Origin of the sequence: Pseudomonas sp. WSY_20 (genome assembly GCF_043104335.1) — a bacterium.
GTDB classification, from domain to species: domain Bacteria; phylum Pseudomonadota; class Gammaproteobacteria; order Pseudomonadales; family Pseudomonadaceae; genus Aquipseudomonas; species Aquipseudomonas parafulva_B.
The window spans coordinates 35,762-59,720 of the sequence record NZ_JBICKP010000036.1; the positions used below are offsets into that span (position 1 = coordinate 35,762).

The following is a 23,959-nucleotide window of genomic DNA, read 5'->3' on the forward strand; positions in this document are numbered from 1 at the left end:
GCGCTCAACTGATGTCGAAGAGCTTGTCGAAATTGGAGATGGCGAGGATCTTGCGTACATCGCAATTGGCATGGACGACCCGCACATCCGCCGCGTCCCCGCCGACATGATCGCGCAACAGCAGGAGCATGCCCAATGCCGAGCTGTCGAGGTAGGTCACCTCCTGCAAGTCGACGATGACCGCGTCAGGGCGGCTTGGCTGGCGTTCGTAGGCCTCGCGAAAGGCCTGGTGCTTGCCGAAATCGAAACGTCCCTTGATCTTGATCGTCAGCTTTTTACCGTCCTGCGAGACATCGGTTTCCACTGCCATGCTAGCGATTCCTTCGATGATGGCGGATGCGGCTCCATGAAGGTGTAGCAGTCATGGGGCGAGGGGGCAAGCGGGTGAGGGAAGTGGTGTAGATTGACAGGCATGGCGCAGGGCCGTGTTGGGTGCTTAGCCCCCGCGGATCTTAGGCGCTCAGCATAGATCGCTGGGGCCGCCGTGCGGCCCATCGCGGCGCTAGGCCGCTCCTACCCTGACCGCGTAGCGCCTGGGTCAGTAGGTTCACAGGGCCTTGTAGGAGCGGTCTTGTGCCGCGATGGGCCGCACAGCGGCCCCAAGACTTCCCCGCTACAACGGCCCCTGCCGCGGCAGCCGCTGGGACAATTCGTCGAGCAAGCGCTGCTCGCGCTTGTCCTCGGCGCGCCGAGCCTCGTCCATATAGCGTTGCACCAGCTTGCGCAGGCCCTCTACCCGCGCATACGCCTGCTGCCAGGTGTCGCGGGCGTTGGCGAGGTTGTTCTGGTGCCAGGTGAGGCTCTGGCGCTGTTGGGTCATGGCCGTTTCCAACTGGCCGAGAAAGCGCTGGTAGTTGACCAGCCAGTTCCCGTCGACACCCTGGCCGCCCCGGTTGAGCCACTGCTGTTGATAATCCTCGCGAAAGCGCTCCAGTTCCGTCAGCTTGGCCTGGGCCGTGACCACCTGCTGCTGGAAATGGCCCAGACGCTGGGCCGCCTTGCGCTCGGCTTCCTCGGCCATGTCCACCACGGGAGCCAGGCGCGCCGCACGTCCGGGCAGTGCCATGGCCTATCAGCCCGCCGGGGGCGTGAAGATCGCCCCCAGTTGGTCGCGGCTTTGCGCCATGCTCACGTTTTCACGCAGCCCTTGACGCAGAAATTCCACCAGCCTGGCCTGCAGCGCGATGGCAAGGTCGGTCTCGGGGTCCCCGCCCGCCACGTAGGCACCCACGCTGATCAGGTCGCGGCTCTGGGACAGCCGAGACCAGAGCTGCTTGAATTTCTGCGCCTGGCGAAGGTGGTCGGCATCGACCACCTGGGGCATCACCCGGCTGATGGACGCTTCGATGTCGATTGCCGGGTAATGGCCCTCCTCGGCCAGCCGTCGCGACAGCACGAAGTGGCCGTCCAGCACCCCCCGCGCCGAGTCGGCGATCGGGTCCTGCTGATCGTCCCCCTCGGACAGCACCGTATAAAACGCCGTGATCGAGCCGCCACCCGGCTCACCATTGCCAGCTCGCTCCACCAGCTTGGGCAGCTTGGCGAACACCGAAGGCGGATAGCCGCGCGTGGCGGGCGGCTCACCGATGGCCAGGGCAATTTCCCGCTGCGCCTGGGCAAAGCGGGTCAGCGAATCCATCAACAGCAGCACGTTCTTGCCCTTGTCGCGAAAGTACTCGGCAATACGGGTGCAGTACATGGCCGCCCGCAAGCGCATCAGGGGCGCATCGTCCGCGGGTGAAGCCACCACCACAGAACGCTTGAGCCCCTCCTCGCCGAGAATGTGCTCGATGAATTCCTTCACTTCGCGGCCCCGTTCGCCAATCAGGCCGACCACGATGATTTCGGCTTCGGTGAAGCGGGTCATCATGCCTAGCAGCACCGACTTGCCCACACCGGTACCGGCGAACAGGCCCAGGCGCTGGCCGCGTCCGACGGTGAGCAGGCCGTTGATACTGCGAATGCCCACGTCCAGCGGCTTGCTGATCGGGTCGCGGTTGAGCGGGTTGATCACCGGCCCGTCCATCGGCACCCAGTCCTCGGCCTTCATGCCGCCCTTGCCGTCCAGCGCGCGGCCCGCGCCGTCCAGCACCCGCCCCAGCATGCTCATGCCCATGGGCAGCCGACCACCGTCGTCGAGCGGCACCACGCGGGCACCGGGGGCGATGCCGACAATGCTGCCAACCGGCATGAGGAACACCTTCGACCCGGAGAACCCCATCACCTCCGCCTCGACCTGTACCGGGTGGTAGCTGTCGTCGTTGACCACCAGGCAGCGGCTACCCACAGCCGCCCTGAGCCCCTCGGCTTCCAGGGTCAGGCCCACCATGCGCAGCAGTCGCCCCTCGACCACCGGTTGCGCCGGCACCTCAATGGCCTCGGCATAGCTGCCCAGGCGCTTGGCGAAGCTGGTACGGTCAAGGCGCATCGGGGTTCTCCACCGGCGCGTCCAGGTCAACACTCACATCCGGCGCTGCCGGGTGCAGCGCATGATCATGCATCTGGTCGAACAACTGCGCGACGGTCTTCTCGATGCGGGTTTCCATGGTCGCATCGATACGGCTATGGGCGGTCTCGATACGGCAGCCACCGGGAAGCAGGGTGCTGTCTTCGAGCAGGCGCCATTGTTCTTCGTGGCGCTCGCGCAAGGCCTTGGCCAGTTCGAAATCCTGCGGGTTCAAGTGGATACGGATGTTGTCGGCACCCATGGGCAGGCGCTTGAGGGCTTCGCGCAGCACCTGGGTGATCTGGCTGGAATCGCTCGTGAGTTCCCGGCCGATCACCTGGCGCGCCATGTGCGACACCAGGTGCACCAGGGTTCTCTCGATCTGGGTGTCCTGCTCGGCGATAGGCTCCATCAAATGGGTCATCAGCTTTTCCAGGCTGGCCAGCTTGGCCTTCAGGGCCTCGTCGGCCTCTTGGCGCACTTTGAGCTGGGTGCTGTGAAAACCATCACGCTCACCTGTGGCGAAGCCTTCGTTATAGGCTTCCTGGCGAATGGCTTCCAGCTCTTCGAGGGTCAGCGGATGGACTTCCTCCAGTGGCACTTCCTCGACTTCTTCCTCCACCTCGACCGGTTCGGGCTCAGGCTCGGGCGCGGGCTGGGGGTCGAAGCTGGGCAATGTCCAGACATCCACGCCCTCAAGGTCGCGGGCCCGGATCAGGTCACTGGGGTGGTGTTCTTTGGTCGACATTCAAAAACCTGTCTGTCAGGGTGCCAGGCGCCATGCCGCCTGTCGAAGACTGCACGCTAAGGCAGATTGCGTGCGCGACGCAATCGCCTTGCGCGGACCCATTGGCGGCTCGCCGCTTAGATCATTTCCTCGGCACCTTTGCCACCGAGCACGATTTCGCCGGCTTCGGCCATGCGACGGGCGATGGTGAGGATTTCCTTCTGGGCCGTCTCGACATCGCTGACACGGACCGGGCCCTTGGCCTCGAGGTCGTCGCGCAGCAGTTCCGAGGCCCGCTTGGACATGTTCTTGAAGACCTTGTCCTTGACCCGCTCGTCCGCGCCCTTGAGCGACACCACCAGCACGTCGGAGGACACTTCGCGCAGCAACGCCTGGATACCCCGGTCATCCACATCGGCCAGGTTGTTGAAGACGAACATCAGATCTTCGATCTGCTCGGACAGGTCGCTGTCGATTTCACGGATCGAATCCATCAGGGCGCCTTCCACCGAGCTGTCGAGGAAGTTCATGATGTCAGCGGCACGCTTGATGCCACCCAGGGTGGTGCGCGCGGCGTTGGAATTGCCGGAGAACTGCTTCTCCAGAATCTGGTTCAGCTCCTTGAGGGCAGCAGGTTGCACGGTATTGAGCGATGAGACGCGCAATACGATGTCCAGCCGAACCTTGTGGTCGAAGTTGCTCAGCACCTCACCGGCCTGGTCAGGGTCCAGGTAAGCCACGACAATGGCCTGGATCTGCGGGTGCTCGTAGCGGATCACGTCGGCCACGGCGCGTGGTTCCATCCACTTGAGGCTGTCCAGGCCACTGGTGTTGCCACCGAGCAGGATGCGGTCGACCAGGCCGTTGGCTTTGTCCTCGCCCAGTGCCTGGTTGAGCATCTTGCGAATGTACGCATCGGAGCCCACGCCCAGGCTGGTCTGATCGCCAACCACCTCGACGAACTCGCTCATCACCTGTTCGACCTGGTCACGGTGCACGTTGCCCATCTGCGCCATGGCCACGCCCACGCGCTGCACTTCCTTGGGCCCCATGTGGCGCAGTACCTGCGCGGCATCGGTTTCACCCAGCGAGAGCAGCAGGATGGCTGCTTTGTCGACGCGGCTCAGCTTGGCGGTAACGGCTCGGTTATCACTCATCGGCGTTGATCCAGTCTTTCACGACCTGGGCCACACGGCCCGGGTCTTCGGCCACAAGGCCTTTGATTGCGTTGAGCTGTGCCTCGTAACCCTCGGTCGGGCTAGGCAGCAGAATGCTTGTCGGGCCACCCAGGCTGACGCGGTCGTTGGCCAGTTCGCCATCCAGACCGATCATGCCGCCCAGCTCCATGTCGTTTTCCAGGGCAGGCTGCTTGCCACCCCCTGTCAGGTTGTTGAGCACAGGACGCAATACACCGAACACCAGCACCAGGATGAACAGCACACCCAGCACTTGCTTGAAGATATCCCAGAACCAGGGCTGCTGGTAAAACGCGATATCGGCAATCTCTTCGCCACGGTCTGGCGCAAACGGCACGTTGATCACGGTCACGCTGTCGCCCCGGCTGGCATCGAAGCCAACGGCGTCCTGGACCAGCCGGGTGAAGCGCGTGAGGTCCTCGGCAGCCCACGGCACATGGGTAGTCTCCCCGGTGGCGGCGTCCACCTTGACCTGATCGTCCACCACGACCGCCACGGACAGGCGTGTCATGCGCCCCTGCTGCTGGCGGGTGTGGCTGATGGAGCGGTCAAGCTCGAAGTTCTTGGTGCTCTGCTGGCGTTTATCCGACGGATACGGCGCGAGCATAGGCTGGCCAGTGGCTGGGTCCATGATCTGCTGGCCATTGGCATCGACCAAGGGCTGGCCAGGCTGAATGGCGCCTGCTGCACCCGCGGTGCCACCCGTGGTCTGTGGCGCCGACGCAGCACCCGGCGGCTGGTTGCTCAGCGCGCCCGGCACACCTTGCGGGCCCTGGCTGCTGGCGCGCTGCTCGTCGACCGACTGCTCACTGCGCAGCGCCGGTTGGTCCGGATTGAACTGCTCGGAGGTGGACTCGACCGCACTGAAGTCCAGGTCGGCGGACACTTCGGCCTTGTACCGGTCGTTGCCCAGCACCGGTTGCAGGATATTGTGCACGCGCTGGGTCAGCATGCTTTCCATCCGGCGACTGTAGTCGAACTGCTTGCCGGCCTGGGTCAGGGCAGAATCCTGGATCTGTTCGGACAGCAGGTTGCCTTTCTGGTCGACCACGGTGACCTGGGACTTGTCCAGCTCCGGCACACTGGTGGCAACCAGGTTGACGATGGCCATCACCTGACCAGGCTCAAGCGCACGACCTGGATAAAGCTCGACCAATACCGACGCGCTGGGCCGACGCTCGTCGCGCACGAACACCGAGCTTTTGGGAATGGCCAGGTGCACGCGGGCACCCTTGACGTTGTTCAGGCTCGACACGGTGCGCGCCAGTTCACCTTCCAGGCTGCGACGGTAGCGCGTGGCTTCCATGAACTGACTGGTGCCCAGGCCCTGCTCCTTGTCGAGCAGCTCGAAACCGACGTTGCCGTCGGTAGGCGCCACGCCCGCTGCCGCCAGCTTCAGGCGCGCGCGGGAGATATCGTCAGCCTTGACCAGCAGGGCCCCGGAATTGGGTTCCACGTTGTAGGCAATGTCGGCCGCCGCCAGGGTGTCCATGACCTGCTTGGTGTCCATGCCCGACAGGCTCGGGTACAGCGGACGGTAGTCCGGCTGCTGCGACCACAGCACCACGGCAAAGCCGATCGCCACGCTGGCCGCCAGGCCGACCATCAGGCCGATCTGACGCAGCATGGGCATCTGCGCAATGTTTTCCAGGAACGCCAGGCGCACCAGGGGGGCCTTGGGCGCTGGCGCGCCGCCCTTGGCGGGCGCGTTGTCGACGACTGCTTCAGCCATGGTCTACGTCTGCCCTCAAACCGGCATTTGCATGATGTCCTGGTACGCCTGAACGAGCTTGTTGCGTACCTGGGTCAAGGCCTGCATCGAAACGCTGGCTTTCTGCGAAGCAATCATCACGTCGGTGAGATCGACCCCGGTCTTGCCGATTTCGAAGGCGTTCGCCAGCTGCGAAGAGGCCTGCTGGGTGTCATTCACCTTGCCGATGGCCTGGCCCAGCATATCGGCAAAGGTACTTTGCCCTGGGGCCAGCTCAGGGGCGGCTGATACTTTCGGCAGCGACATGGCATCGGCCTGCATGGCGCGCATGTCCAGCATCAGACGATTGAATTCAACACCTTGGGTCATGGGCTTCTCTCTCCGGCGGCCGCATATTTTTGACAGTCATGCGGCGGATAGCCTTCGTAAAGCAACAAAGGTGCCAGCCTTGAAAAAGGGTGGATGCATCGGGGAAAAACCGCGGATATCAGGCTAAGAGGCACCGTGAAGATCAGTCCCGCCTGGCGAGCACTGGCTAAAAGCGGGCTGCATTGCACAGGCTCGAGAGGACGTCCGCAGGCTAAAACGGGACCGTCTCACTCGCCAAACAGGCTGGCTTCGACGTCGAAACCGGCGTCGCGCATCTGGGCAAGCTTATAGCGCAGCGTGCGCGGGCTGATGCCCAGACGCTCGGCCGCTTCCTTGCGCCGGCCCCGCTCGGCCCGCAAGGTGACGATGATCTGCTGGTACTCGTGACGTCGCTTGTCGTCGCCCTGCTCGACGGACTGTTCACGCTGCCCAGATAATGGCACAGTGCCACCTGACAAGGGAATGGCGCCATCAAGACAAAAATCCGCCGCCTCGATCACGCCGCCTTGCTGCAGAATCAGAGCGCGCTGCAATGCGTTGTCCAGCTCACGTACGTTGCCAGGCCAGGTCCAGGCTTGCAGGCAGGCCTGCGCGTCGGCGGACAGGCGCACCGGCGCATGCTGCATCTTGGCAACGTGACGTGCCAGCAAGCGCTCGGCCAACTGAACGATGTCGCCCGGCCGCTCGCGCAGGGGTCGCCAGGCCAGCGGAAACACGGACAGCCGGTAGAACAGGTCCTCGCGAAAACGACCGGCAGCCACCTCGCCCGCCAAGTCCCGGTTGGTGGTGGCCACCACGCGGATATCCAGCGCGATGGGCTTGCGCCCCCCTACCCGCTCGACCTCACGCTCCTGCAGCACCCGCAGCAACTTGGCCTGCAAGGCCAATGGCATTTCAGAGATCTCGTCCAGCAGCAAGGTGCCACCGTTGGCCTGCTCGAACTTGCCAGGCTGGGCAGCGATCGCCCCGGTGAAGGCCCCCTTCTCGTGGCCGAACAGCGTGGCTTCGAGCATGTTGTCCGGTATGGCGGCACAGTTGATCGCAACGAACGGCTGGCTGGCACGGGGCGACTGCTGGTGGATGTAGCGCGCCAGCACTTCCTTGCCCGTACCCGACTCACCAGAAATCAGCACCGTCGAATTGCTGCGCGCCACGCGTGCGGCCAGCTCCAGCAACTGCCGGCTGGAGGGCTCGCACGCAACCGGGCCCTCCTCGTCCGTCACACGCCCGGCGGCATGCCGCTGCACAAGCTTGAGCAGCGCCTTGGGCTCGAAGGGCTTGACCAGATAATCCACCGCGCCTTGGCGAATGGCCTCCACCGCCCGTTCCACGGCCGCGTGAGCGGTCATCAGCAATACCGGCAAGTGCGGCTGCTGGCGGCGCAACTGGGCCAGCAATTGATGGCCGTCCATGCCAGGCATGTTCACGTCACTGATGACCAGGTTGAAGGGTTCTTCATGCACCACTTTCAAGGCCTGCTCGGCGCTGTCCACCGCCTTGAAAGCGAAACCACCCAGGTCGAGGGTATCGGCCAGCGCCTCGCGCAGCACCCGGTCATCCTCGACCAGCAATACGTTCACACTCATCACCGGCTCTCCGCCAACGACCCGTCGATCAAGGGCAACTCTACTCGTACGCAGGTGCCGCGCCCTACCTTCGAGCGCATCTGCACGCTGCCGTGGTGGGCCTTGACCACCGCCTTGACCACCGCCAGCCCGAGCCCCGTGCCGGTCGACTTGGTCGTCAGGAATGGCTCGCCAATACGGGCGAGCAGATCAGGTGCAATGCCAGTGCCAGCGTCACTGATGCACAGGTGCAAGGTCTGCTGGCGCCGCCATAGGTGCACCTTGAGCCGCGCAGCGCCCTGGCTGGCCTGGGTGGCGTTTTCAATCAGGTTCAGCAGTGCACCCACCAGCGTGTCGCGGTTGCACAGCAGCTCACCCAGGCGACTGTCACACTGCCAGCGCACCGCGTGCCCCTGAACATGCGTCTGCGCGGCCTGCTGCAACGCCTGGAACAAGGCTTTAGGAGAAATCCGGTCCGTGAGGGGCAACTCGCCACGGGCGAACACCAGCATGTCGCGGACCTGTTGTTCCAGCTCGTGCAGTCGCTCCTTGAGGCTGCCAGCGAAGCGCTGCCGGGTCTGGGTGGTCAACGCCTGTTCAGGGTCGGCCAGGTGGCTGGCGTAGAGCATGGCGGCAGAGAGCGGCGTGCGGATCTGATGCGCCAGCGAGGCGACCATGCGCCCGAGTGAGGACAATCGCTCGTGGCGTGCCAGTTGGTCTTGAAGGCGACGAGTTTCCGTCAAGTCGTTGAGCAGCACCAACTGCCCCGGCTCGGCATCGAGCGAGCGGGTGGCGATGGAGAGGCGACGGCCGTCGCGCAGGGACACTTCATGGCCGTCGTCCAGGCGCGGGGCAAAACTGCGGGCAATGACTTCACGCCACAGCTGCCCGATCAATGGCTCGCCCAACAGATCACAGGCGGCCGGGTTGGCTTCGCGAACGCTACCCTGCCCGTCGATGACAATCACCCCGCCGGGCAGCAAATCGAGCAAATGCTGCAAGCGGTTGGCCAGACGCTCTTTCTCGTTCAGCTCCTCGATGCGCTGGGCGCTGACCACCGCCAGCTCACCCTTGAGCTCACTGACCCGGGCTTCGAGCAGGCTGTAGGACTGGCTAAGCTGGCTGGAGACCTGGTCGAACAAAGCGAACGCCTGCTCGACACCCTGGCGGCTTTCCTGCTCGACCAGTGAATGCGCCTGGGGGGAAAGGGCTCGGGATACATGGGCGGCCTGGGGCATCGTGCTCTCTCGCGTGGCTGACCGTCATAAAAACGGTGTGGTGGCCAGTGCGTAGCAATACCCGTGCCGGAGATAAGGGCTTACAACATTTGCCGGAGGCTTCGCACTCCAGGCAGAGAATCTACCGCCTACCGACGACGATCACTCCTCTGCCTGGTCTTCACCACCCTGCCGGCTCATCCCATACTTGCGCATTTTCTCGACCAGCGTGGTGCGGCGAATTCGCAAGCGCTCGGCAGCACGTGCAACGATGCCGTTGGCGTCGTCCAGGGCTTGCTGGATCAGACTCTGCTCCAGGCTGCCCAGGTAGTCCTTCAGGTCCAGGCCTTCAGGCGGCAACATGGCTGGGTTGCTGAAGTTGGGCGCGTGCCCGTTGATGGCGATGCGCTCTTCCAGGTCGTTGCGCAGGGTATCGACCATCTGCTCGTCTTCGTCATCGATGTAGCGGAATTTCTTCGGCAGCTCCGATACACCGATCACGCCGTAGGGGTGCATGATGGCCATGCGCTCGACCAGGTTGGCCAGCTCGCGCACATTGCCCGGCCAACCATGGCGGCACAGGGACATGATCGACGCCGAATTGAAGCGAATGGAGCCGCGCTTTTCGTGCTCCATGCGCGAGATCAGCTCGTTCATCAGCAGCGGGATGTCTTCGACGCGCTCGCGCAGCGGCGCCATCTCGATGGGGAAGACGTTAAGCCGGTAATACAGGTCTTCGCGGAAAGTGCCGGCCTCGATCATGTGCTCGAGGTTCTTGTGGGTCGCGGCAATGATGCGCACATCGATGCTCTGGGTCTTGTTGCTGCCCACCCGCTCGAACGTACGCTCCTGCAGCACGCGCAACAACTTGACCTGCATGGGCAGCGGCATGTCGCCGATTTCATCGAGGAACAGCGTGCCGCCATTGGCCAGCTCGAAGCGGCCAGCGCGGCTGGTGATGGCGCCGGTGAACGCGCCTTTTTCATGGCCAAACAGTTCGCTTTCCAGCAACTCGGCCGGGATCGCGCCACAGTTGACCGGCACGAACGGGGCTTCGCGGCGCTTTGAATGATAGTGCAGGTTGCGCGCCACCACCTCCTTGCCCGTGCCAGATTCGCCCAGGATCAGCACACTGGCGTCGGTGTCGGCTACCTGCTGCATCATCTGGCGTACGTGCTGAATGGCGCGACTGGTGCCCACCAGGCTGCGGAACAGGTTCGGCTCGCGCTGGCGACCGCGCTCACGCGCCTGGTCGTACATCTCGCGGTAAACCTGTGCGCGGTGCAGCGAATCGAGCAGTTGGCTGTAGCTGGGCGGCATTTCCAGGTTCGACAGCACGCGGCGGCGCAGCTCTTCAGGCAGCTCGCTTGAAGAAATATCACCTAAAAACAGAACAGGAAGGAACTCATCCCATGAAAGCACTGTCTTAAGGAGCCCGAGCAGTGTGCCCGGCGTGCTGACAGCGCCCACGAGCACGCACAGCACCTCGCGACTTGAAGACAGGGGCTCTACCACCTGCTGCCACTCATGGCTGGCGCAGGACAGGTTTTCTTCGCCCAGGAAGTTGAGCACCACCGCCAGATCGCGGCGGCGGGTGCTGTCGTCATCGATCAGGAGAATCTTGGTTTCACGCCACATGCAATAGCAACTTCCCTAGTCATATCGGCGCCCGGGGGCGTGCTCGACATCATTCCGACTGAATGGTCAGTGTTTCGACGTCTGGAATACGAGAACAGGCACTAGTAAAGTCAAAAACTTCCGAGCAGTCAAATATATGGCGCCGCAGAACTGCGGGCTGAATACGGCCTCACGCATTCTCAGCTGAACAGATGGTATACCTTTGTCGCCTGTTTGGCTTGGTTGATATTCGACATTTCCGCGACCAGAGATTGACGCTCATCACTTGCAACGTCGATTAGCTGACGATAAACGGCCATGAGGGCCTCTAGGTTGGCCTTGAGCGCGGTCGCATCTTCCTGGTCGGCTAGCAGCGCCTCGTCGACGAGCGCCCGGCAACCCAAGTCCAATTGACCAATGGTTACCCAGTCGCGAGCTTCCAGCGCTTCGTTCAAGGCGTGGCAGGTATTTGCAATCTGATGCAATGCGCTCATAGGGGACTCCTTGCAGAGGGGTTGTTACTCGGCAGTCGCGATAGCATCCCAGCCGCTCTTGACGGTGATCATGAGTCGTGCGACTTCATCGATCACTTCGGGATCACTGTGTATGTTGGCCTGGGTCAGCCGGCGTGCCATGTACTCATACAAACTGTCCAGGCGATCCAGTTCATCCGGGTCGACGGCCTTGTCTTTGTCCAGCCCTTCGCGCAGGCCGCCGATGATGTCGACAGCCTTGCCCAACATGACACCTTTTTGTGCCACGTCACCGCGAGAGATGGCACCCTTGGCTTGAGCCATGCGATCCAGCGCGCCCTCCATGAGCAACTGCACCAGGCGATGGGGCGTGGCTTCGGAGATCTGGGCGTGGGAATTGACCTTCTGGTATTGGCGAAGGGCTCTCATCGGGTGCATGGTGGATCCTCAGTGAACAAGGCTGGACGGGGGCCGTATAACCTGTTTATCGGCGCCCCGCGGGGTTTCTTTAGCGCTGTCAGCTGTCGCTCTTGGCTTTATTCAACGCGTTGAGCGTGGTCATGACGCTGTCGCTGGTCGCCTTGAGCTGCGCAACCATGGTGTCCATCGCGTTGTACTTCTTGGTCAAGGTGTCGGTGAGTGACTCGATGCGCCGATCCAACGCCTGCTGCGATTCCTCGAGCTCCTTGAGCTGATTGGTAAGGCTGGTCTGGCGCGAGGCGAGGATGCCACCGGCCTTGGTGTACTCCTCGGTGACGTTGGTCATGCGCGTCAACAGCCCATCCTTGCCGGTGAACAGGTTGTTGATGTCGGCACCATAGGTTTTGACCGCCGCGTCCCACTTGGTGTCGTTGAACTCCAGCAGGCCGGTTTTCTGCACCGTGTTGATGCCGAGCTGCGACAACGTTCGCAGGCCCGTCGCACCCACGCTGTGGCTGATTTCATTGCGCACGGAATTGACCAGCGAGCGCATGGTGGCATCGCCGGTCAATGCGGCCGAACCTGTAGCGGCGCCATCGGCCCCGGTGGTGACCTTGGTTTGGGTATTGATGGTGGTCATTAGCGCGTTGTACGCCGTGACGAAAGACTTGACCGACGTCTTGAGCGTGTCGCTGTTGCTGGTGACTGCCAGGTTGGACTTGCCTTCCTTGACCAGGGTGATATCCACACCACTGATCGCGCCGGTCACGGTGTTGGACGCAGACTCCAGCGCCAGCCCATCGAGGGTGTACTTGGCGTTCTGCGGCTTGGCAATGGTAGACACACCCTGCGCCATGCTCGCGTCGCCCCCCAGCGTCAACTCGGTACCCTCGCCCATCTTGGTCGACGAGAAGATGAGCCGCGACCCACTGGCATCGGTGACGATGTTGGCCGTGATGCCCTTGGACTGCAGCTGGTCGTTGATCGTGTCACGCGCCTGCTGAAGTGTGGCGCCCGCGGCAATGTTTACGCTGTGGGTCGCATTGCCCTGGTTGATGGTCAGGGTCTGGGTTTCACCCGAGTCGTTGACGATTGTCGAGGTCTTTTCATAAATCTGGGTGGAAATTTTCGACGCGGTCGCCAGCTGGGTGACTTCGAGCGCGTAGTTGCCCGAGGAAGCGCCGTCGCCCAGCTTGATCTTGGCGATGGCTTCGTCCGAGGACGAAGAAGCCAGGCCAGAGAAACTCGAAGCGGTGTTGAGCTTGGCGACTGCGGCACGGAACGTTTCGAGCGCGCTCTTGACGGAGCCGATGGCCGAAAGCGAGGTGGTGGCGGTGGTGGTCTGGTTGTTGATCTGGGTTTGCTTGGGCGCCTTCTCGGCACTCGCCAGGGCCTTCACAATGCCGCTGATGTCCAGGCCAGAGCCAAGCCCATTGATGGTCGAGCTTGCCATATCACATCTCCTTTATCGTAATCGCCGGTATTCCGACGAAAAAGCATCCGTGCGCTGGTAAACAAATGCCGTGCCAACTCAAACCTGGGTGCTGAACAACAGGCTGTTGGCATCTTTTAGGTTTTCCGCAAGCTTAAGCGCAGCTTCAGAAGGCAGCTGGCGGATGACTTCACCGCTTTGGCGGGCGATGACCTTGACCACCACCTGGCCGGTGGAGTCGTCGATCGAAAAATCCAGTTGTCGCTCCGAAGCCTTGACGAAGTCCTGGATGGCACTGACGGCGCTTTCCAGGTCAGGCCGGGCTACGGGCTTGGAAACCTTGTCGGCGGGCTCGGCCGTGACCGGCTCGCTGGTTGGCCGCGCGCTGGGTGGCGCGTCCGGCGTGATGGCGGCGGGATGGGACAGGCCCAGCTTCATGCTTATATCCACGACTTACACCCTCAAGTGACGAAAAGACGAAAGGGTACGCGAACGTACCCTTCGTCAAACTTAGCCTGCTTTGGCAATTAGCCCAGCAGTTTCAGTACCGAGGACGGCAGCTGGTTGGCCTGGGACAGGATCGCGGTGGATGCCTGCTGCAGGGTCTGCTGCTTGGTCAGTTCGGCGGTTTCCGAAGCGAAGTCGGCGTCCTGTACACGGCTGCGGGCAGCGGTGGAGTTTTCCGAGATGCTGTTCAGGTTGGCAACGGTGCTGTCGAAGCGGTTTTGCACGGCACCGAGCTGAGCGCGCTGGCTGTCGACTTGAGCGATAGCGGCGTCAAGAGCTTGGATAGCGATTTGGGACGATTTAGCGTCGGTAATGCTCAAGTTAGAGACTGTCGTTTCCATCGCAACGGCGCTAGCTCCGGTTTTCCCTGCCAAGCCAAGGGCATCGAGACCAGTACCCGCACTGCCGTCGGCAACCGTAATATCCTTATCAGAGAAAAGCGAGAGCTCGCCGTCTTTTGTCAAACTAGCAGTTACACCAGTGCTAGCGCTATTAATCGACGAAACGATATTTTGCGCAGTGGAACCTTTGGCGAACTTAACCTCTACTCCATTCAAAGTAATCGAAGTATCAGCGCTAGTTTTGGCCTCAGTCGTTCCAGCAGTTAAACCCAATTGCGCCAAAGATCCTTTTTGATCATTTGACAAGCGAACATCACTGCCGTCCTTTGAGACAATATTTATCCGACCATCAGCATCAATTTTTGTCTTTGCCGGATCAATTGTAGCGATACCATTAATCTGACCGAGAACTTTATCAATGTCATCACCTGCAGCCCAAGTTACTTGCTTATCATTGACCTTGATTGCGCCGCCAGCAGCAAGAGTAGTGGCTCCGGTTGCTGGGGATGGAGTACCTGCACGTATAGCTTCTGTCTTGCCCGTAGCAAGCCCAACCATAGAGGCGCCTGCACCGGAAATCTCGATATCCGCCATGGCTTTCATTTCGAAGCCGTTAGCGTCGCTAAAAGTCACAGTCGCGGTTGCGTCGCCAGTGGCATCCCGAAGTGCCGTTTGCATCTTGGCCGCAATAGCAGCGCCTTCATCCGCCGCTTCAACAAGTACTGACTGATTACCAATAGCAAAACCGGAATCTGTCCCTAGACCACCCCCGCCCGCTTTAAGCTTATCAGGCACAGACGTACTGTTCACAACAGCCGCACCTATGGCTGGCGAAGGTGTAGTGAGCTTATCACCGAGGGCGGTAGCCGTTAAGCCACCCATTTTATTCCCAGCGATAGTGGCATCGCTGTAAGAACCTTTCAAACCAGTGGCACTGATATCAGTCATGCCGAACGAGATGGTTTCGTTAGCGCTTGCGCCGATCTGAAAACCAATATTTTGGAAGGATCCATCCAGAATATTACGACCACCAAAAGTAGTAGTTTTAGCGATACGGGTAAGCTCACCCGAAAGTGCGGTGAATTCCTGCTGCAGGGAAGTACGGTCGTCATCGCTGTTCGAGCCGTTGGCAGACTGCAGGGACAGTTCGCGCATACGCTGCAGAATGCTGGTCGATTCCTGCATGGCGCCTTCAGCGGTCTGGGCGATCGAGATACCGTCGTTGGCGTTCTTCATTGCCACGCTCAGACCTTTGATCTGGCTGGTCAGACGGTTGGCGATCTGCAGGCCAGCGGCGTCGTCTTTGGCGCTGTTGATTTTCAGGCCAGAGGACAGGCGGGACATCGAAGTACCCAGCGCTTCGGAAGCGCGGTTCAGGTTCTTCTGAACGCCCAAGGAGGTGATGTTGGTGTTGACGGTCAAAGCCATGACGAATTCCTCGTGGTATGGATACTGCGGCTTCCGGCCCTGGCGACAGCCGGGTGTGGCCTAGAGAACCTTCGTAATGGTTATCGTCGGATAGCCCGGTTGCTTGAGGGGTTTTTGCAAAAAAAAATGCTGGCATGCGGCCAGCCCTGGAAAATCAAGGGGTTAAGCGCGAAATTTTGGCGTCAAAAAGCACATCAGGTGGGTGATGGGGGGATGGGGCTGTCTTGGAGGGCGTTGATGAATGACGTGGCGAACGAGAGGCCGAACGGGAATGGGGCGGAGGTTTCAGGCGTGCAGCTTCGCGTCAGGAATTGTTGGGGCCGCTGCGCGGCCCATCGCGGCGCAAGGCCGCTCCCACCAGGGTCTGCAATAGTCTCAACTCAGGCGTCACACAAGTCGTGTGGGAGCGGCCTTGCGCCGCGATGGGCTGCGCAGCAGCCCCAAAGATTCCAGCTTCGCCGCTTATGTTGGCACCGGCCGCGTTGGTCCGCAGGGCGATCCTGGAATTTGGTCTAAATCCATCAATCCCGATAAAGAATCGCCGAAGCCCAGGACAACCCCACCCCGAACCCGCTCACAGCCACCCGCTTCCAGCTACCGTCGAGCATGTGCTTTTGCAGCAGCAACGGCACGCTGGACGACACGGTATTGCCCGTCTCGAGCATGTCTTTCACGAATTTCTCCGGATGATGCTCCTCGAACCGCCGAGCCACCGCATCGACGATCGCCGCACTGCCCTGGTGGATGCAGAACGCATCGATGTCCGAAGACTGCAGGCCGCTGGCATCAAGCAGCTCGTGCAAATGCGCCGGCACCTTGACCAGAGCAAAATTGAACACCTGCCGGCCATTCATGAAGAACGTACCATCGGACACCTTCAGGTGCTCGGCACCCGAACCGTCAGTGCCAAAGCGTGCTTCGCCCAGCTTCCAGACCGCGCCATCGGCCATCCAGGTGGCCGTGGCCGCGTCGCCGAACAGCATGGTGGTATTGCGGTCTTCCGGGTCGACGATCTTCGAATACGGGTCGGCGGTGATCAGCAGCCCGTTCTTCAGGCCCGCCGCCTCCATGAAGCCCTTGATCGCATACAGCCCATACACATACCCCGAGCAGCCCAGGGAAATATCGAACGCTGCCACACGGGTGGACAATCCAAGCTTGCTCTGGACGATGGCGGCCGTGTGCGGCAGGCCTTCTTCATCGCCATTCTGGGTCACCACGATCAACGCGTCGATCGACTGCGGATCGAGGTCGGGGTTGTTGGCGAACAGTGCCCGGGCGGCCTCCACGCACAGGTCGGAGGTTTCCTGCTCCGGGGCCTTGCGTGGCAAGAAGGACGCACCGATCTTGCCGAACATGAACTCTTCGTCCTTGCCGAACTTCGCACCCTGGACGTAGTTGTCCAGGCCAGCGGTGGGCACGTAACTCGCGATACTCTTGATGCCAATCATTCTGGCTTCCCAATGAAAACAGCCAAAGACCACCACTCGATCGATTGAGGGCGCCAAAAACCGGAGCGTCACCGCCTGGGGAGGGGATAAAGCAGAGCCTGCCTGCGCACCGGTAACAAAATGCTGCAACAGCTGCTGCATAGAATACAGGGAAGATGACCGTTTTGACTCATTGGTCACATTGAAATGCAACGAAAGGCAGGTATCGAGGGCGTGGCACGTTGAATTCATCACGCGCCGTGCATGGGGATATCCCGTCATTGAGGGACAAAGCCGCAGGTTTCAAACAAGCTCGCTTTTGAGGCGCCCGTCGCTGCCAGCGCCATCATTTGAGCGCGCCAACCCAGCAAGGCCACTCAATCACAGCCATGGTCGGTTGCAACGAAGCAGAGCGCGAAGCCTGGCTCCGCGCCCGCTGATTCACTTAGAGCTTATCGAACAAGCTCAACTGCGATATTCGCGCAAATGCCAGCTGAGAGGCTTCGAGCATCGCCTGTTGCAGGGTCAGTTGGATCGTGGCGGTCGCCATGTCGGTGTCGCCAATTGCGCTTTGCGTGCTCTTGTTGGCAAGACCTAGGCTTTCGTTTTCCTGAGCCTGTATCTCAAGCGAATTGGCCCGGGCACCGATCGAGCCTCGGGTAATGTCGATGCGATCACGCGCACTGGCCAAGTTGGAAATCGCCGAGTCCGTTGCGGCCTTCAAAGCAGCCTGCGCTTCAGGCGTATCAAGGGGTTTCTCCAACACGCTTCGCAATTGCCCCAGGGTGTCCAGCGGGTTCTGCGTGCGGTGGGTGTTGGCATTGATGGAGAACTGATCGCCCTGGGCCGGCGCCCCGTCGAACTGATAGGTCACACCCGCTACCGTCACGGCATTACCCGCCCCCACGGTGCCCGAGGCAATCGGTTTGCTCTGGGCATCGTACGGCTGCGCAAAGAGCTGATACTCGGTGTCGCTGGTGAACCTGAGCACTGCGCCGTTGCTGGGGAAGGTACTGCGATAGGCATCGGGGTCGGTAACGCTTGAGCCCACGACCTGAGAGGTCGAGGGGTTACCTGCACTGCGAGTAGCGGTCAGGGTGTCTGGCTTGGCTTCGAGGGTGAAGACATGCCCTGCCACCACGGCATCAGGATCGTCACCCTCTGCAAGGTTCAGGTTGACCTCGAAATCCACACCCCGCAGCGAGATCATCTTTCCGCCTTCGGTATTGACATCGAACTTGCCCTTACCGGCAGTTTCGTGGGTGATGTCGTTACCGGCGGCGTCCTTGATGCTGTATTCAGTGGCGCTGGTGAAGGTAACCGTATAAGGCTGGCCCGCAGCGAACTTGTCGCTGTAGGTGTTGGCCGATGTCAGCAACCCACCCGAAAGCAGCACCTTGCCATCGTTGGGCGTCGGCGCCTGCAAGGTCGACTGCGTGCGGCTGTTGTTGGTGGCCTGGTCGAAAACGCTGAAGCCACTGTCGTTGATGGCCAAATGCAAGGTATCGGATACCTGCAGGCTCATCTGGGTCTGATCGCCCTGATAGCTGTAGGAGCCGTCAGCATTGCGTACGTAGGGCGGGGTCGAATTCTTGGACCCTCCAAACATGTAGTCCCCGTTGGCGTCACGGGAATTGAGCAGGCCGAACACGTTGGCCTCGATTTCCTTGATTTCGCTGGCGATGGAGGTGCGGTCAGCGTCGCTCAGACCACCGTTACCCGCCTGAATCGACAGCTCGCTTGCCCGCTGCAGCGCATCGTTGATGGTAGACAGCACGCTCTCTTGCTGCAGCAGGGTGTTCTTGACGGTGGTCATGTTGCCACTGTACTGATCGAGCAACGCGCTTTGCTGTTGCAACAACAGCAAGCGCGCAGCGCCCACCGGGTCGTCGCCTGCGGTCTGAATGCGGGACTTGGAGGTCACCTGGGCCGTGATCTTGGCCAAATCCGAATAGTTCTTGGAGTAGGTGTTGGAGCTGGTTTCGTAAAACTGGGCAGTTGAAATTCGCACGATCAGCCTCCTTATAGCGCGTTGATCAAGGTCGAGAACGTTTCTTGCGCCGCCTTGATGATCTGCGACGACGCGGTGTAGTAATGCTGGAACTTGACGAGGTTGGCGGCTTCGTCGTCCAGGTTCACCCCAGAGACGGCGCTGCGACTTTCACTTGCCGACTTGAGCACCGCGGCCGTTGCAGTGGTATCGATAGACGCTTGACTGGCCTTGGCACCCACCCGCTCTACCAAGGCGGCATAGGCGGAAGTGAAACTGGTGCCGCCACCGGAATTGGTCCCCACGGTCGATTTGGTCTGCAGGCTCAACAGGGCATTGGCATTGCGGTTATCCGCCTTGCCATCGACATTGAACGACAAGGTAAAGCTGTCGTTGGTCGCTGGGCTGCCGCCGATGGTGGTTTCCAGCGCAAAAGTGCGCGGATTGCCGCTGGGGTCGAGAATCGGGTTGCCCGATGCATCACGCATCGGTATCGACAGCGAGAGCTTATTGTCCTGGCCTGGCACCACGGTCCCAGTGCCGATCTGCGCGCCCTTGGCATCAAACAGCTTGTAGCCCTGGGACCCACCGCTGGCTGCGTCGAACACCACGCGCACCGGCATGGCGTCCTTGATCGCCTGCTGCGTCAGGGCCGTGTCGGCACCGCCATAGATATCCAGCGCTTGTCCAAGGCTAGGTTGGGTGATAGTGCCGGTGCCGCTGTTGCCGCTGCCAACGGCAGCGCTCACAGGGCCGGCGAACGCCAGCTTGTTGGCATCGGTGAGTACTGTGGTAATACCGGTGGCGGCCGAGCGGGTAGGAATCACCTTGAAGCTGTCGCCGGCGGCCAGCGCACCACCCTTGAGGGACAGGCTAAAACCATCGATGACCGGCGCAGGGTCGGCATTGAGGTCGAACGAGCCCATGTCGGTGCCGTCGGAGCGGCGCACACTGTACTGATTGCCGCTGGTGAACTTCACTTCGTAGTCGTAGGTGCTCAGGGCGCCGCTGTTGGCAATGGTGACATCGAGGTTGCCCGAGCCTGCGCTGTTGTTCGACGAGGCCAGGCTGCGCTGGGCGATGGCACTGGCGCTGTTGATGCTGGAGAACAGCGAGCTGCCGAACTGCCCGTTGGCGTCCAGGCCCTGGCCCAGCTGGCTGTTGATGCTGTCGGCGACGACCAGCGCCACGCGGCCCAACTCGTTCATCGAAGGCGTCAGCACGTCCTGGCGGTAGCGCAACAGGCCACCGATGGTGCCGCCGGTGGCCACCGAGGTCACGTCCGAGCTGAACGACTCGTAATTGATGCGCAAGGTCGCCTGGCTTTTGTCGGCCACCCCCGGCTGAACCGACAACGGGTTGGACCTGCTCCCGGTCACCAGCGACTGGCCGCTGCCCAGGATCACATCGTAGTTGCCTTCACGCTCCTGAACGGTCACGCCCACCAGTTCGTTCAGCTGGCGCACGGCTTCGCTGCGGGCATCGAGCAGGTTGTTGGGCGTGCTGCCGGTGCCGCTGGCGGCTACGATCTGCTTGTTGTATTCGGCGATGCTGCTGGTGAGCTTGTTGACCTGCCCCGCCAAGGTATCGAGCTGGGAGTTGATGACATCGTTCTGCTGGGTCAATTGGGTGCTGACAGCATTGAAACGGTTGCTCAAGGTCTGCGCCTGGGTCAGCAACAGTTGCCGCGAGGCCACATCGCCGGGCTTGGCCGCTGCGGTTTGCATGGCCGAGAAAAACGCAGTCAGTACCGAGCTGATGCCGGTATCCCGGTCAGCCAGCAGCTTGTCGACACCGGTCACCTGGTCCCGGAATGCCGTGGAATCGGCTTGCAGGGACGTCGCCGTCTGCAACTGATTGTCGAGGTAGGCACTGTAGATACGGCGCACGTCTGCCAGCGTGGTCCCACTGCCCAGAAAACCTGCGCCCATGTACTGCGAGGCACCGGCCACTTGCATGGCCTGCTGGCGCGAATAGCCGCCGGTGGCGGCGTTGGCGATGTTGTTACTGGTGACCGACAGGTGCGCCTGGCTGGCACTCAAGCCACTCAGGCCGATCGAAATCAGGCTCGACATGATTTAGTCCTTTCAAAGGTTCGTGGTGCTGCCAGCCATGGCGTATTGCGGTGTCTTCTGCATTTGCTGGGCGATGCTGATGATTTTCTTCGCATAGCCCGGGTCGGTCGCGTAACCGGCCTTTTGCAACTCGCGTGCAAACTGCTCTGGGTTATCGGCCGACTTGACCGCTTCTTGATAGCGCGAATTGTTCTGCAACAGGCTCACCAGGTCGTGGAAGCTGTCCTGGTAGGAGTCGTAGCTGCGGAACTGGGCGGTTTCCTTGACGAACTGGCCGTCGCGGAATTCACTGGTGATGGCCCTGGCCTGCTCGCCCTGCCAGTTGCCGGTGGCCTTGATGCCGAACAGGTTGTGGCTGCTGCTGCCGTCGCTGTTGCGCATGACCGACTTGCCCCAACCGGTTTCCAGCGCAGCCTGGGCGACCAGGTAGCGCGGGTCGATACCGATGCGCTTGGCGGCCTGCTCGGCCATTGGCAGCATGGTGGCAATGAACGAATCGCTGTCGGTGAAGGCCTTTTTCGGTGCCAGCGGCGGCTGGGCGATGGCACGGCCGGTGATGCGCAGCCCGTTCTCGGGCACGGCAAAGGCCTTGGCCGGCTGCTGGCCGTCGCGCACGGGGGCTGCGGGGGCCGCGCCGACGGGCGCCGTGGCCGCAGTAGGCACGATGCCGGCCAGCAGGCGGTCGGTCAGGCGGCTGGGCAACGCCAGGCGCCGCGCATTGAGCGCGGCGACGTCGTTGCGGGTGCTGGCCGCTTGGGTGGCGTGGACCGGGTCTGCGACCTTGCTACCCCACAACACCGGGCCTGCCTGGCCACGCGGGAACGGGCTGGTATTGGCGGCGACGCTGCGGCTTTTGGTCAGCTGGCGTACCAGCACATCCTGCAGGCCGATACCGCCACCCTCGCGGGACATGCTCACCGACAACTGCTGGTCGTACATGTCCCGGTACTGCTTGACCGTCTCGGTGTTCATCGGGTTGTCGTCGGCCAGGACATCGCTGGCCTTGCGCGAAGCCTTGAGCATCTCGCTGATGAACATCGACTCGAACTCCTGGGCCACCTTGCGCACGTTGGCTTCGCTGTCGCGATCACCGTGCTTGAGGGCATTGAGGCGGTTGAGGTCGGTGAAGGCACCGCTGTCGACACTGCCGGAAACCAGGCTCTTGCTGTTCATCGACGCCGTCCTCAGATCACGATCAGGTCGGCCTGCAAGGCGCCGGCCTGTTTCAGGGCTTCGAGAATGGCCATCAGGTCACCGGGCGCGGCGCCCACCTGGTTCACCGCCCGGACGATTTCATCCAGCGTGGTACCCGGGCCGAACTTGAACATCGGCTTGGCTTCCTGCTCGGCGCTGACCCGCGAGCGCGGGACCACGGCGGTCTGGCCATTGGAGAGCGGGCCCGGCTGGCTGACGATGGGGTCTTCGGTGATGGTCACCGTTAGGCTGCCGTGGGTTACCGCCGCCGGCGATACCTTGACGTTCTGGCCGATGACGATAGTGCCGGTACGCGAGTTGATGATCACCTTGGCCACTGCCTGGCCCGGATCGATTTCCAGGTTTTCCAGGATCGACAGGTAGTCCACCCGCTGGCTGGGGTCCATCGGCGCGCTCACGCGCACCGAACCGCCATCCACGGCCTGGGCCACGCCAGGGCCGAGCAGGTCGTTGACTTTGTCGACGATGTGCTTGGCGGTGGTGAAGTCGGGGCGGTTGAGGTTCAGGGTCAGGGTGTTGCCCTGGTTGAAACCGCTTGGCACTGCCCGCTCGACGCTGGCGCCGCCCGGGATACGGCCGGCAGACGGTACGTTGACGGTGATCCGCGAGCCGTCGCGCCCTTCGGCATCGAAGCCGCCCACCACCAGGTTGCCCTGGGCGATGGCGTAGACGTTGCCGTCGATCCCCTTGAGCGGGGTCATCAACAAGCTGCCCCCACGCAGGCTCTTGGAGTTACCGATCGACGACACGGTGATGTCCACCACCTGCCCTGGCTTGGCGAAGGCCGGCAAGTCGGCATGCACCGATACTGCGGCAACGTTCTTCAACTGCACGTTGCCCGATCCAGGCGGCACCTTGATACCGAACTGCGACAGCATGTTGTTGAACGTCTGCAGGGTGAAAGGCGTTTGCGTGGTCTGGTCGCCGGTACCGTTCAGGCCGACCACCAGGCCGTAGCCGATCAACTGGTTGGAACGTACGCCCGAGATGCTGGCGATGTCCTTCAGGCGCTCGGCTTGCGCGGCGCAGGCGCAGGTCAGCAGCAAGGTGGCGGTGAGCAGTTGCCTCAGGTTGAGCATGGTCAGGGTACTCAGAAGGGCCAAAGCGGGCTCATGAAGAAGCGGTCCAGCCACCCGGGCTGGCTGGCATCGGCAAACGAGCCGGTGCCGGAATAGGTGATGCGCGCATCGGCCACCCGCGTGGACGGCACGGTGTTGTCGGTGGCGATGTCGTCGGCGCGGATGAGCCCGGCGATGCGCACCAGCTCTTCACCGGTGTTCAGGGTCAGCCACTTCTCGCCGCGCACGGCGATGATGCCATTGGGCAGCACTTCGGCCACGGTGACGGTCACCGAGCCGGTCAAGGTGTTGCCCTGGGTGGCCTTGCTGTCGCCCTTGGTGGTGCGATCACCGCTGTAGCCGGCATCGAGCGACAGGTCGCCGCCGCCGAACGGGTTGTTGGTGTTCGGCCTGGCCCCGAACAGCGACGACAGGCCAAGGCTGGCCTTGCTGTTCTTCTGGATCTGGGAACCTGCGTTCTTGCTGGCCGAGGTGCGCTCGTTCAGGGTGATGGTGATGATGTCACCCACGCGGAATGCCTTGCGGTCGCTATACAGGTTCTGCTCGAAACCGGCCTGGTAGATCGAACCGTTGTTGGCCGCTGCCGGCAAAGGGGTGCGCGGGAGCACCGGCGCATAGTACGGGTCGTTGGGCTTGGCCGCGGGGGCGACGCAGCCTGCAAGCAACACCGCACCGCCCAGGGCGAAAACGGACAACAGACGATTCATGATGCATACCTCAC

The 23,959-nt window shown here is 61.8% G+C and carries 21 protein-coding genes; all 21 read right to left on the reverse strand.

Going from position 1 to position 23,959, the window contains the following annotated elements:
* Window positions 1-4: 4 nt before the first annotated feature.
* The 21 genes from ACF8E5_RS10015 to flgH all read right to left on the reverse strand — a co-directional run bounded on the left by ACF8E5_RS10015 (window position 5) and on the right by flgH (window position 23,945).
* Window positions 5-310, reverse strand: coding sequence for an STAS domain-containing protein (locus ACF8E5_RS10015; protein WP_058606070.1), 306 nt, complete (start codon window positions 308-310; stop codon window positions 5-7).
* A gap of 303 nt (window positions 311-613) precedes the next feature.
* Window positions 614-1,066, reverse strand: coding sequence for a flagellar export protein FliJ (gene fliJ / locus ACF8E5_RS10020; RefSeq protein WP_058606069.1), 453 nt, complete (start codon window positions 1,064-1,066; stop codon window positions 614-616).
* Window positions 1,067-1,072: 6 nt separating this feature from the next.
* Window positions 1,073-2,428, reverse strand: a complete 1,356-nt coding sequence (fliI, locus tag ACF8E5_RS10025) for a flagellar protein export ATPase FliI (protein ID WP_058606068.1) — start codon at window positions 2,426-2,428, stop codon at window positions 1,073-1,075.
* On the reverse strand, window positions 2,418-3,194 hold the full coding sequence (gene fliH / locus ACF8E5_RS10030; protein ID WP_078478885.1) for a flagellar assembly protein FliH: 777 nt from the start codon (window positions 3,192-3,194) through the stop codon (window positions 2,418-2,420). The genes fliI and fliH overlap by 11 nt, the downstream gene beginning before the upstream one ends.
* Before the next feature lie 116 nt (window positions 3,195-3,310).
* The gene (gene fliG / locus ACF8E5_RS10035) at window positions 3,311-4,330 is read right to left on the reverse strand and encodes a flagellar motor switch protein FliG (protein ID WP_023533955.1); all 1,020 of its coding nucleotides are present in this window, start codon (window positions 4,328-4,330) and stop codon (window positions 3,311-3,313) included.
* Window positions 4,323-6,101, reverse strand: coding sequence for a flagellar basal-body MS-ring/collar protein FliF (gene fliF / locus ACF8E5_RS10040; RefSeq protein ID WP_058639129.1), 1,779 nt, complete (start codon window positions 6,099-6,101; stop codon window positions 4,323-4,325). The genes fliG and fliF overlap by 8 nt, the downstream gene beginning before the upstream one ends.
* Before the next feature lie 15 nt (window positions 6,102-6,116).
* Window positions 6,117-6,449, reverse strand: coding sequence for a flagellar hook-basal body complex protein FliE (fliE, locus tag ACF8E5_RS10045; RefSeq protein ID WP_023533916.1), 333 nt, complete (start codon window positions 6,447-6,449; stop codon window positions 6,117-6,119).
* A gap of 227 nt (window positions 6,450-6,676) precedes the next feature.
* Complete coding sequence (locus ACF8E5_RS10050; protein ID WP_392475220.1) at window positions 6,677-8,035, reverse strand: sigma-54-dependent transcriptional regulator; 1,359 nt, start codon at window positions 8,033-8,035, stop codon at window positions 6,677-6,679.
* Window positions 8,035-9,252 carry a PAS domain-containing sensor histidine kinase gene (locus tag ACF8E5_RS10055; protein WP_196126976.1) on the reverse strand — a complete coding sequence of 406 codons (1,218 nt, stop codon included), beginning with the start codon at window positions 9,250-9,252 and terminating at the stop codon, window positions 8,035-8,037. The genes ACF8E5_RS10050 and ACF8E5_RS10055 overlap by 1 nt, the downstream gene beginning before the upstream one ends.
* 141 nt (window positions 9,253-9,393) lie before the next feature.
* Window positions 9,394-10,869, reverse strand: coding sequence for a transcriptional regulator FleQ (gene fleQ / locus ACF8E5_RS10060; protein WP_326384422.1), 1,476 nt, complete (start codon window positions 10,867-10,869; stop codon window positions 9,394-9,396).
* Window positions 10,870-11,048: 179 nt separating this feature from the next.
* Entirely contained in the window at window positions 11,049-11,342 is a 294-nt protein-coding gene (locus tag ACF8E5_RS10065; RefSeq protein WP_196126975.1) for a flagellar protein FliT, read from the reverse strand.
* A gap of 24 nt (window positions 11,343-11,366) precedes the next feature.
* Entirely contained in the window at window positions 11,367-11,759 is a 393-nt protein-coding gene (gene fliS, locus ACF8E5_RS10070) for a flagellar export chaperone FliS (RefSeq protein WP_144964635.1), read from the reverse strand.
* A gap of 79 nt (window positions 11,760-11,838) precedes the next feature.
* Window positions 11,839-13,194 carry a flagellar filament capping protein FliD gene (fliD, locus tag ACF8E5_RS10075; protein ID WP_196135360.1) on the reverse strand — a complete coding sequence of 452 codons (1,356 nt, stop codon included), beginning with the start codon at window positions 13,192-13,194 and terminating at the stop codon, window positions 11,839-11,841.
* A gap of 78 nt (window positions 13,195-13,272) precedes the next feature.
* Complete coding sequence (locus ACF8E5_RS10080; RefSeq protein WP_392475221.1) at window positions 13,273-13,623, reverse strand: flagellar protein FlaG; 351 nt, start codon at window positions 13,621-13,623, stop codon at window positions 13,273-13,275.
* A 77-nt stretch (window positions 13,624-13,700) separates the two neighbouring features.
* Window positions 13,701-15,449 (reverse strand): flagellin, encoded by a 1,749-nt coding sequence (locus ACF8E5_RS10085; RefSeq protein ID WP_392475222.1) that lies wholly within the window; start codon window positions 15,447-15,449, stop codon window positions 13,701-13,703.
* Between the two features lie 521 nt (window positions 15,450-15,970).
* Window positions 15,971-16,900, reverse strand: a complete 930-nt coding sequence (locus ACF8E5_RS10090) for a ketoacyl-ACP synthase III (RefSeq protein WP_058606129.1) — start codon at window positions 16,898-16,900, stop codon at window positions 15,971-15,973.
* Window positions 16,901-17,324: 424 nt separating this feature from the next.
* Entirely contained in the window at window positions 17,325-18,890 is a 1,566-nt protein-coding gene (locus ACF8E5_RS10095; protein ID WP_392475223.1) for a flagellar hook-associated protein 3, read from the reverse strand.
* A gap of 11 nt (window positions 18,891-18,901) precedes the next feature.
* On the reverse strand, window positions 18,902-20,944 hold the full coding sequence (gene flgK, locus ACF8E5_RS10100; protein WP_392475224.1) for a flagellar hook-associated protein FlgK: 2,043 nt from the start codon (window positions 20,942-20,944) through the stop codon (window positions 18,902-18,904).
* Window positions 20,945-20,956: 12 nt separating this feature from the next.
* On the reverse strand, window positions 20,957-22,117 hold the full coding sequence (gene flgJ, locus ACF8E5_RS10105; RefSeq protein WP_196121940.1) for a flagellar assembly peptidoglycan hydrolase FlgJ: 1,161 nt from the start codon (window positions 22,115-22,117) through the stop codon (window positions 20,957-20,959).
* A gap of 11 nt (window positions 22,118-22,128) precedes the next feature.
* A complete protein-coding gene (locus tag ACF8E5_RS10110) occupies window positions 22,129-23,238 on the reverse strand; it encodes a flagellar basal body P-ring protein FlgI (protein WP_058639150.1) in 1,110 nt (369 codons plus the stop codon).
* A gap of 11 nt (window positions 23,239-23,249) precedes the next feature.
* Window positions 23,250-23,945 carry a flagellar basal body L-ring protein FlgH gene (flgH, locus tag ACF8E5_RS10115; RefSeq protein ID WP_058639141.1) on the reverse strand — a complete coding sequence of 232 codons (696 nt, stop codon included), beginning with the start codon at window positions 23,943-23,945 and terminating at the stop codon, window positions 23,250-23,252.
* Between the last annotated feature and the right edge of the window lie 14 nt (window positions 23,946-23,959).